The following is a 9,387-nucleotide window of genomic DNA, read 5'->3' as shown; positions in this document are numbered from 1 at the left end:
GAATTCTGGCGAATTCAACTACTGATATCAGACACGTCACCTTTCAAAATGCCCTAAACTCATTGTTAGGATCAGTGTAATTGATCGCGGGCTGACGCACACACAGATCCAGTCGGTATGAGAACGAGTTTTGAAATTAGTCGGTGGGCAACAGTGCTGGCGGGCTTTCGCTTCCATAAATAACGAAACCATGAATAACGAAACCATAAATAACAAAACTAAAATGTCAGAAAGCTGCTGTTCCTCCTCCGGTTGTTGCGGAGAGGTAGACTCAAGCGTCGGCCGTCGCCAATTCGTCAAAGCAACCGGGCTGACGGCAGCGATGCTGATCGCAGGTCGAGCGGATGTGATGGCTGGCCCATTCGACGCAGAAGACTTTGACAACATCATTCCCGTCGACAAAAAACTGAGCAAGGAATGGATCACGAGTCTTTACGCACGTGGCGAGGCGTTGACGGCTACCGGGGACGATCTGAAATACATCGGTATGCCGATCAACGGAATCTGCACAGGGCAGGTTTACCTCAGCGGTGATGGTCGACTTTGGAACTGGAATCTCACCGCCATCAAGGACCAAAAGAACACGCCCAAAGGCCTTCGCTACATGCAGCCCGATGCGGCACGACCGTCCGCGGGCCAAGGTTTCGCGGTCCGAGTCGGCGGCAAGGTTCATACGCTCGACGCCAGCGGTTTTGAGAACGTCAAATTCACCAACCAATACCCGATGGGACGGGTGGACTACGCCGACGAAGCTTGTCCGCTGACGGTACAACTCGAAGCGTACACGCCCTTCATTCCGCTCAACCGGGATGAGTCGAGCTACCCGGTCATCGTGATGCGATACACGGTGACCAACGCTTCTTCCGCACCGCATGAAGTCGCCATTGCGGGTTGGATTGAGAACACCCCTAACGGTTCCAAGGGACAGAAGGTTTGCGTGTATCGTGAACTGGATCAGATCGCCGCGATCGAATGCTCGGCAAAAGTGAAAAACGCCAACGCGATCGCACTCGGCATCCTCGGCAACGAGAAACCGGAAATGGTGAATCTGGCTAAAACGAATCCGGGGCCCGACGGCGTCTTTGATACGGACGATCGTTCGCAGGATGGAGCCCGTGCCCAACAGAACGCCAAGCAACGGGCCTTCGTATCGATGGGCCGCTCTTTCGAACTGCAGTCGGGGGAATCCAAGACGGTGTCGTTTGCCGTTTCTTGGAGATTGCCGTACGTCCAATATGGCACCAGCTTTGGACGACGTGGGACGTCACTCGGACGGAATCACTACGCAACGCTCTGGCAGACTGCGGCAGAAGCATCGAGTCAACTGGCCAACCGTGAGAATGAGCTCTATCGTGCGACCAAGACCTGGGTGGATACTTGGTACGATTCGACGTTGCCTTATTGGTTTTTGGAGCGTTCGTTTATCCCCATCAATTGTGTGCAGACGCAACTGGGGCAACGGGTATACCCCAAAGGCAGCAACACCGAGATCTACAACTTCGAAGAAGGCGTCAGGTGCTGTCCCGGTAATTGCACCCACGTGTGGCACTACGCCCAGGGCTTGTCTCGCATCTTTCCGGTGATCGAACGCGAGAACCGCGACAAAATCGAATATGGTCTGGGCTTCGATCGGAATACCGGTTCGATGCAGTTCCGTTATACGGACCCTAAATTTGGCGACGCCGTCGATGGCAACTGCGGCACCATCCTGCGTGTGCTCCGTGAAAGCCAAATGACGACCGACTACCGCTTTTTGGAAAGTATTTGGGACCGCGTGAAGCTGTCGATGGATCACGTCATTGAGAAATGGGATCCGGACGAAGATGGCCTGCTCACTGGCTCCCAACACAATACGCTCGATGAACCTTGGTTCGGTCAGGTGCACTGGTTGATCAATCTTTATCATGCGGCGTTGAAGGCATCGGCGGTCATGGCGCGGCAGATGAATCAACCCATGGTTGCGAGTCGCTATGAGCGGATCGTCGAGAAAGGTGCACCCGCGATGGTGGACCTGTTGTGGAACGAGGACTTCGGTTACTTCGTGCATAAGCCCGGCGATCCGGATGACCAGAAACACGGATCGACCAACGGTTGCCATATCGATCAGGTGCTGGGCGATTCATGGCTGTACAACGTCGGGATCGACTCGATTTTGCCGAAAGACAAGATCCGTCAGTCATTGCAGTCCCTTTGGAAGTACAACTTCACGCCGAACGTCGGTGCGTACCGGAAAGTGATGACCAACGGGCGCTATTACGCCGCGGCCGGTGACGCCGGGTTGGTCATGTGCAGCTTCCCGTATGGCAAGATCGAACCCAAGAGCGGCAAGGCGAGTTATGCGGGCTATCTCAACGAGTGCATGACCGGATTCGAATGGCAGGTTGCCGCTCACATGATTTGGGAAGGCATGATTCAGGAAGGCTTGGCGATTGGCAAAGCCATCTATGACCGGTACCAACCCGCCGCTCGCAACCCTTACAACGAAGTCGAATGCAGTGATCACTATTCGCGGGCGATGGCCAGCTATGGTGCTTACCTGGCAGCATGCGGGTATCACTACGATGGACCCGAAGGCAAACTGTCGTTCGGACCGCGGTTGGATCCGGAAAACTTCCGCGCCGCGTTCACGACCGCCGAAGGATGGGGCAGCTTTTCCCAAAGCGTTGTTGACCGTCAACAATCCGCGACGTTGGAGTTGCGTTACGGTCAGCTAACGTTGAAGGAGTTCGCACTCGACAAAGCGAACGGCACCTCCGCGACGCAAGCCAAGGTGGAAGTCGACGGTGAGCCAGTGGATGCAAGCTTCGTTCACGAAGCCGATCGGTACATATTGCGATTCGCCCAACCGTTGAAACTCGTCGCGAAACAGCGGTTGGAAATCGCGTTCGCGGGATAACAATCGCGTCAGGGAGGTCGGTTGAATTCGGCGAATCTAGCTACGGGGATCGACCGGGTTGGAATCACGCAATTGATCGGACGACGTGGGCAACATGCAGCGGGCGTTTGGCTCGCTGCGATGTTTGCCCGCGCGTCGGCATCCACTTTTTCACAACGTTTGCAACGCTAGCTCTTCATTGGAGTCACGTTCGATCCGTCTGACTTCAAGTGGAAGTCTACTACCGAGTTGCCGCTGGTGATCTCAACGGTCAACGTCGATTTCGAGTTGTACTGAGGTGGTACGAGCTCGCCTGGTTTGGCAGATTTCTTTTTGCTCGATCGGGATCGTCCGGTCGAACCGTCGTCGTCGCCTTCCAGTTCGTCTTCCTCGATACCTTCTTCTCCGGTGCTCGCGGTGGTACTGATGCGAACGATCTTGGATCCAGGCTGAACGCCTTCGATTTCGCTGTTGAATTTGATTGTGTATTTGCCTTGATCATCGGTCTTCGCATAGGCCTGGGTGAGGTCCGGTGCTTCGAAGAACACGACCGCACCGCCGAGTGGTTCGCCATCGAGTGTCACTTCGCCGGAAACGGGAACCAATCCGAGTGAGCTGTAGTCGACGCCGGAGCCGGTGTCGCACCCGGTAAGGCAGACGGATCCGAACGCGATCCCGCAGAGGATGACGATGTTTGAGTAGAACGATTGCTTCAGAAAATTCATAAAACCGGATTCGAGTATTGCACGTGAATTGAAATGCGGTGTTCTGCAAAGGCAGAGCACCGCGTTGAGCATGACTTGTCGCAAGACGACCTAGAATTCCTGAGGTACTTCGTGACCGTCTCGAGAGCCCAGACCCGTGTAAATGTCTTGGTTGATCGACTCGGTAATGAACTGGACCGAACCGTCGCAAAGAAGGAAGTACGCACCGCCGGTGTGATAGCTTCCAAACGACAATTCCATCAATCGACCGTGCAGGTCAGGCTTACGCAGGCGAGCGTTGATGGGGCCAATCGTGTTTCCCACAACTTCAGAGAACTCGGTGCCGCCGGTGCCTCCGTCACATCAGCATGGGTCGGTGCTCGGTGCGCCGATGTACCAGTAATCCATGGCTTGGCCGTCTTTAACGAAGCTCGGGTCGGTGTAGGATTCGCCGATCATGATCGTATCGCTGGTGCCGTCGAGGATGTCGCGAAACTTCGTCTTGCTACACGCGTAGAAAATCCCGTCTTGGTCGAGGCTTTCCAACGAGATCGTGCCCGGTATGGCTGTGCTCGTATCGTCCGAGGTGGCCAACGTACCGGCGCTTCCGCGATAGCTCGCTGGCACACGCTCGGGAATGCTGCCGTTCTCCATATGTTCCGGTAACGCCATGCTCGGGCAGCGGTAGGTGCCAATGTAGGTGCCGGCTGCCTTTTCGTTGGGACCGTCGTTAGTGCCCCAGTTACCGAGCCCTGACTCTTGGAAGATGAGCGTTTCATACAAGCTGCCTTGTTCGATTTGAGGCAAGATATGTGCGCTCCACGTCGTACCACGTTGGTCCCAACCATAAGGCAGTTTGCCAAACGTGTCGTGATAGTTGTGCATCGCCAACCCGATCTGCTTCAGGTTGTTGCTGCAAGATATGCGTCGGGCTGCTTCACGTGCCGATTGAACCGCCGGCAGCAGCAGTCCCACCAAGATTCCAATGATGGCGATCACGACTAGCAGTTCCACAAGGGTGAATGCAGGGCGAAACGGTGAGGTACCAATCGCGAGCTTTTGTACTGGGCGATCGATCGGTGAGGACGGTGATGTCAATTGACGTCCCATCGATTTTCTGTGCTTGTTTAGTAGGGGACGCGAACAGGGGCGCACATGACACTTCATGCACGACAGAGATGAGGCCGATCGCTCAAGTATTGAGATCGATCGGTGCTCGTTTGCGGGCGAAACATAGCGACCTATCGACGAATGGCGGTTAAGGGGACGTGAAGAAAAGGTTAGTTTGTAGTTGCTTGAGCATGACCAAAATGATTGCGAGATCGACCATCGTTCTCTGCGTGACGATGGTGTGTATTCGCCCCCTGTTGCTCACCCCCCAGGCTGGAAAAGTTGTCCGGTTTTGTCCGCGACAATGAAAGGCAGCATCGTGTGTTATTGATTTGCACGAACCACGTGGAGCAAAGCATCTCCCAAAAGAGTGTGTCTGTTACCTTGATGGAGGGGCGTGGTTGTGGTCGGTGGTGGAGTGCTGCCGGGTGTTCAATGGCGACCTGTCTGTTGTGGCTACATGAGCGGTGATGAAGCGTCGGTGAAGAATGCAGCAATGTTCGTGGGCGTTATAAGGTGTCCCGGAAGATCCATCTGCCGCAACGAAAACACACCAACGGGCTGTTGATCTACCTGCCCGCTGCGCTAGCGAGGGATCACAGCGGTCACTCGCTCGCGCATCACGCGAAATCCTCGCGCATCATGCTAAATCATTTTCCTTGGCCTCCGGTCCGCCAATGAAGAATGCAAGCCGACAAGGGGGGCGGGCTTCAGCCCAACGCGGAATACCTGCGTACGTCTTTGGTCGCTTGATCGCTTAGTTGCTTGGTCGCTTTGGCACGGACCATCGAACAATTCTTCCGCGTGGATGTTAACTTTTGCGGATTGCGCGAGATCGTGCGGGGGAGACGTAGGCTTTTTGAACCAAACTTCTGCATTCGTCAATGATAACAGGTTTGACGTGGATAGGGCGAACCGAAGAACGCCTCATGGTCCCCATGACATCGTGCTCACCTTCTTGATTGTGATGAAACAACCAACACCGCACCGGTAGGCGGATTGAGATGATTCGCACCGTGATTCGAGTCGCCGTTTTAGTGCTGGCAGTACATTTGATTTTCACTGCGCATGACTTGTGCGCCGTGGGAACCTCGTGCGCGGCCGAATCTCGGTGCGTCACGGAAACGATAGGTGCCTCGGGGGCGATCGACGCATGCGATGCCATGTGGGCGAGTGAGTGCGAGTCATCTTGCGATCAAATGGTTTCGTGTACCGACTCCGCTGCACTCACGTGTCGGATCGGAGATCGCTGCGGCCTGCGACCCCGTTTGGAAGATTCCGGCGTGGCGCCCTTTCTGTACTACGATTCCATCTGCGCAGCCAATGTCGACGGCGGGATCCAGTCCGATGAAGATTTCACCGGTCAGATTTACGCCGGCGTCGATTTGGATCTGGAAAAATTATGCGGTTGTGATTCAACGATCATGAAGGTTTCGATGGTCGAGCGGCACGGCGAGAGCATCAGCGAATCCGTCGGCGGGATCTATGACCCGATGTGCATCTTCGGCGGGCAGGTTGGATACCTGTATCAGTTGTGGGTGGAGAAGACTTTCTGCGAAAACTGGGCGATGAAGTTCGGACGCGTTTCCGCGGACACGGACTTTGCCAACAACAACCTGTATCGCTATTCACTCAGCACCGCGATCAACGGTCCAATCCGCGCGATGTTGCTGGAAAATATCATCACGTCGTTCCCCTATCCGGTTTGGGGAGGGCGTTTGAAATACAGCTCGAATGATCGAAATCAACTCCAGGTCGGGGTGTATCAGATCGGCGAAAGCATGTGGGACTTTCGAAAGCACGGACTCGACTTCAGTATTCGTGACGACGATGGCGTTTCTTTGTTGGTGCAATACGACTGGACACCACAAGTGTGTGAACGGCCCGCGCGGGTCTCACTTGGGATGGTGAAGTCATTTTTTGAGTTCGACAACTTCACAGGTGGCGGGGCCACCGACCAGTTCTTGCGGCTATACACCCACATTGAGATGGAACTATTCGAGGGCACGAGAACCTTTCTCTTTGCCAGTCACTCGGACGAAGGCCAGGTCGCGAAAACTCCGGTGCAGATCAGTGTTGGCATTAATCGCAAAGGGTTGATACCAAACCGACCCGACGATCGGACAGTGTTCTTTGCGACCTACGGCGAACTCAGCGATGAGTATGGAGTGTCTGTTGGCGAGTCCGTCGATTACGAAGGGGTGTTTGAACTCGGGCATCGTGTCCAAATCTGCCCCACCCTGTACGTTCAACCCGCCCTGCAGTACGTCGTTCACCCAGGCGGAACCGGTGACATCGCCAACAGCACTATTCTAGGCGCCTGGATCGGCGCCGCCTTCTAACGAGACGGCGCGAGTCTGGCCGCTAAGGACCATCTGCGCGGTGCGAGGAATAGGTTCTTGCTACCTTTCCTTTGCCCCGTTGCTGTTCCTATTCGTTGCTGCCGTCTTCCATTTCATCCAACGCCCCTGTGAGAATTGCGATCTCTTCGGGAGTTCTTTGTGGACGCTGTGAAGTGTCGATTACCTCTGTTTTGGGCTCGGAGCAACCGGCGGTAAACAGAAAGAGGGGGAGAGAAAACAGGATGGCAGTGAAGAGTTTCATCTTTGAATAACTTTCGCTATCGAAACGGATTAAATAGGGGAAGACGTTTGCTTGAGCGTTGCCCACCGAAGCAAGTTCAATCGGACAGCACACAAGGCAATGAATGAGACACAATGGAGCCATCCATCGATGGCCATTGGGTGCCTCCGGTTCCTCGGCATGCGCCCATCGGAGCATGCGTCGGCTTGCTTGGCGGGAAGAGTTGCCGCGCGTGAGCAGTTTGACGTATTGACGTGTGGGATTCGTGTTGCTGCATTCGCCAGACTTCAGATCACCGAAGTCTGGCGATATTGGCTACGTCATCTTGAAGAACGCACTAGAATTCCTGATCGATCACTTCTTTTGCTGCCCGCGTGCCCAATGCTCCCCAGAGCCCATACGGGCTTTGCGAGCCAGGAGCCGTAGCACCAGAGCCGCCGTTGCGAACATCGGCCGCAGAACTATTCCCGGCTTCGATCGAATCGGTGATAAATCGGACAGCACCGTCGGCCATCAAAACGTGGGCTCCGCCTTGGTGACGGCTGCTGACCGTCAACGTTCCGTTGGACGCAACAAAGTCTTGGTTGGCGTCATTGCAGTATTCACGGTTAGGTGGAAGGACGGTGTTGACGATCGTGAATCCGGGCGCCGTCGCTGCCCAGCATGCTCCACGCGATGCGAGCGGAGTAAAGGTGTGGCTGACCGTGGTCGACCAAAACTGCGGGCGATTCGGATTGATCTGAGGCCGGCATCGGTCTGGTTTGTTTTGAACAGCAGTTCCACCGCCTCTCGTTTCTGTCGTGATGTGACTGTCACCGAGGTCGGTGTTCATCTCGCCCATCGCGATTGTGTTTGACAATCCGTCGAGAATGTCGCGGAATTTGTTTTTCTCGTACACATCAAAGACACCTCGATCAGAAGCTCGGAAATTCGCTACGCTCGTGGTACTGGTCGTGATGAGATTGCTGTCGCTGTATTTCCCCGCACCGAGATTTAGCGAGATCGAATCGCCGATACAAACGCCATAGTTCGTCCGTCCACCTGCGGGGAGGCCGACTCCAGGGTCGCTGGGGCAGCGATACGTTTTGATCTCAGTGAACCATGGATCGTACGAAACCCCATCGCTAGTGAACTGGGTCGTGGTGCCTTGCATTTCGGTGTAGGGGACGGTTCCGAATTCTGTGAATTGTGTGGTCCCAATGGTTAGTGGGTTACTGACCCGTTCCCAGATGGCCTGTTGTTCCACAAACGGAAGCAACCCGACCAATGCACCGATCCGGCTGTATTGATGTGCAGGGTCTTTGTTCCAACGAGCAGCAGACCCTCCAAGCGCCCTGTGAGCTTCATTGATCGGTCCGGTACCGTGAATCGGGAGTTGGTTGTAGGCGCTGTGGTAGTTGTGCAACGCCAATCCCATTTGTTTGAAGTTGTTGCTGCAGCTCATCCGGCGAGCCGCCTCGCGAGCGGCCTGGACGGCAGGCAGCAATAGCCCGACGAGCACCCCGATGATCGCGATCACAACGAGTAATTCGACGAGGGTGAATCCCCGCAACTTGTGCGAGGAACGATTGAAATGAGACATAATTTGACCTGAAGGATGAAATGAACCGACTCGGAACAGTTGGACGAGTTTTGTTCCTGTCCCCATTACGCGAATCGAAGGGGACATATCTTTACACAGGAGAACGATTTTCTGCGAAATTTTCGCATTCAGTCCGGCGAGCCGCCTGAAAGCCGGGGATTATGGACATCGGCGAATGGCAGTGCGGAAAAAGGTGGTGGCACGGTTGTTTTGCGTGCTGTGGGTGCTGCTCGCGTGGCCACGTGTGGACAGTTGGGCACTTCCGAGAGGGCAGAGGATCGCTGAAAGCGATGTAGCCCATGTCTGTTCATTTCTGCGTCGTGGATTTTGTGAAAGATCCTCATGCAGCAGGATCTTTCACAAGATCCACTACCGGCAATCGCGTAGACCAAACGGCGTCGGAATGCTATCCAGGTGTCAGCCAGCGCTCGCTGCCTAGCGATCTCAAGTCTCTCAGATGATCAGCGAAGTGAACCACACTCGATCAAGGACTAATACTTCATGTCAACTTGATTTTCGGGTAGTGGACGAGG

At 54.9% G+C, this 9,387-nt stretch carries 5 protein-coding genes and 1 pseudogene; 2 read left to right on the top strand and 4 right to left on the bottom strand.

Annotated elements, in window-relative coordinates; all coding sequences use genetic code 11:
* Window positions 1-223: 223 nt before the first annotated feature.
* Window positions 224-2,896, top strand: coding sequence for a GH116 family glycosyl hydrolase (locus RSSM_RS04220; RefSeq protein WP_008674889.1), 2,673 nt, complete (start codon window positions 224-226; stop codon window positions 2,894-2,896).
* A gap of 167 nt (window positions 2,897-3,063) precedes the next feature.
* On the opposite strand, the gene RSSM_RS04215 is transcribed toward RSSM_RS04220, so the two are convergent.
* Together RSSM_RS04215 and RSSM_RS04210 are read right to left on the bottom strand one after the other, a co-directional pair.
* Window positions 3,064-3,600: a hypothetical protein gene (locus tag RSSM_RS04215; protein ID WP_044301066.1), complete on the bottom strand. Its 537-nt coding sequence runs from the start codon at window positions 3,598-3,600 to the stop codon at window positions 3,064-3,066.
* 90 nt (window positions 3,601-3,690) lie between these two features.
* Window positions 3,691-4,656 (bottom strand): annotated as a pseudogene (locus RSSM_RS04210) (DUF1559 family PulG-like putative transporter).
* A 1,316-nt stretch (window positions 4,657-5,972) separates the two neighbouring features.
* Here RSSM_RS04210 and RSSM_RS04200 point away from each other — a divergent pair.
* Window positions 5,973-7,031, top strand: coding sequence for a carbohydrate porin (locus RSSM_RS04200; RefSeq protein ID WP_236620928.1), 1,059 nt, complete (start codon window positions 5,973-5,975; stop codon window positions 7,029-7,031).
* Between the two features lie 88 nt (window positions 7,032-7,119).
* Here RSSM_RS04200 and RSSM_RS04195 read toward each other — a convergent pair whose 3' ends face one another.
* Together RSSM_RS04195 and RSSM_RS04190 are read right to left on the bottom strand one after the other, a co-directional pair.
* On the bottom strand, window positions 7,120-7,359 hold the full coding sequence (locus tag RSSM_RS04195; protein WP_008674877.1) for a hypothetical protein: 240 nt from the start codon (window positions 7,357-7,359) through the stop codon (window positions 7,120-7,122).
* A gap of 250 nt (window positions 7,360-7,609) precedes the next feature.
* Window positions 7,610-8,854, bottom strand: a complete 1,245-nt coding sequence (locus tag RSSM_RS04190) for a DUF1559 domain-containing protein (protein WP_044301068.1) — start codon at window positions 8,852-8,854, stop codon at window positions 7,610-7,612.
* Window positions 8,855-9,387: the final 533 nt, after the last annotated feature.

Origin of the sequence: Aporhodopirellula sallentina SM41 (assembly GCF_000346505.1) — a bacterium.
Lineage (GTDB): Bacteria > Planctomycetota > Planctomycetia > Pirellulales > Pirellulaceae > Rhodopirellula > Rhodopirellula sallentina.
Note: the sequence above shows the minus strand (reverse complement) of the source record. Positions and strands in the feature narration are given on the sequence as shown.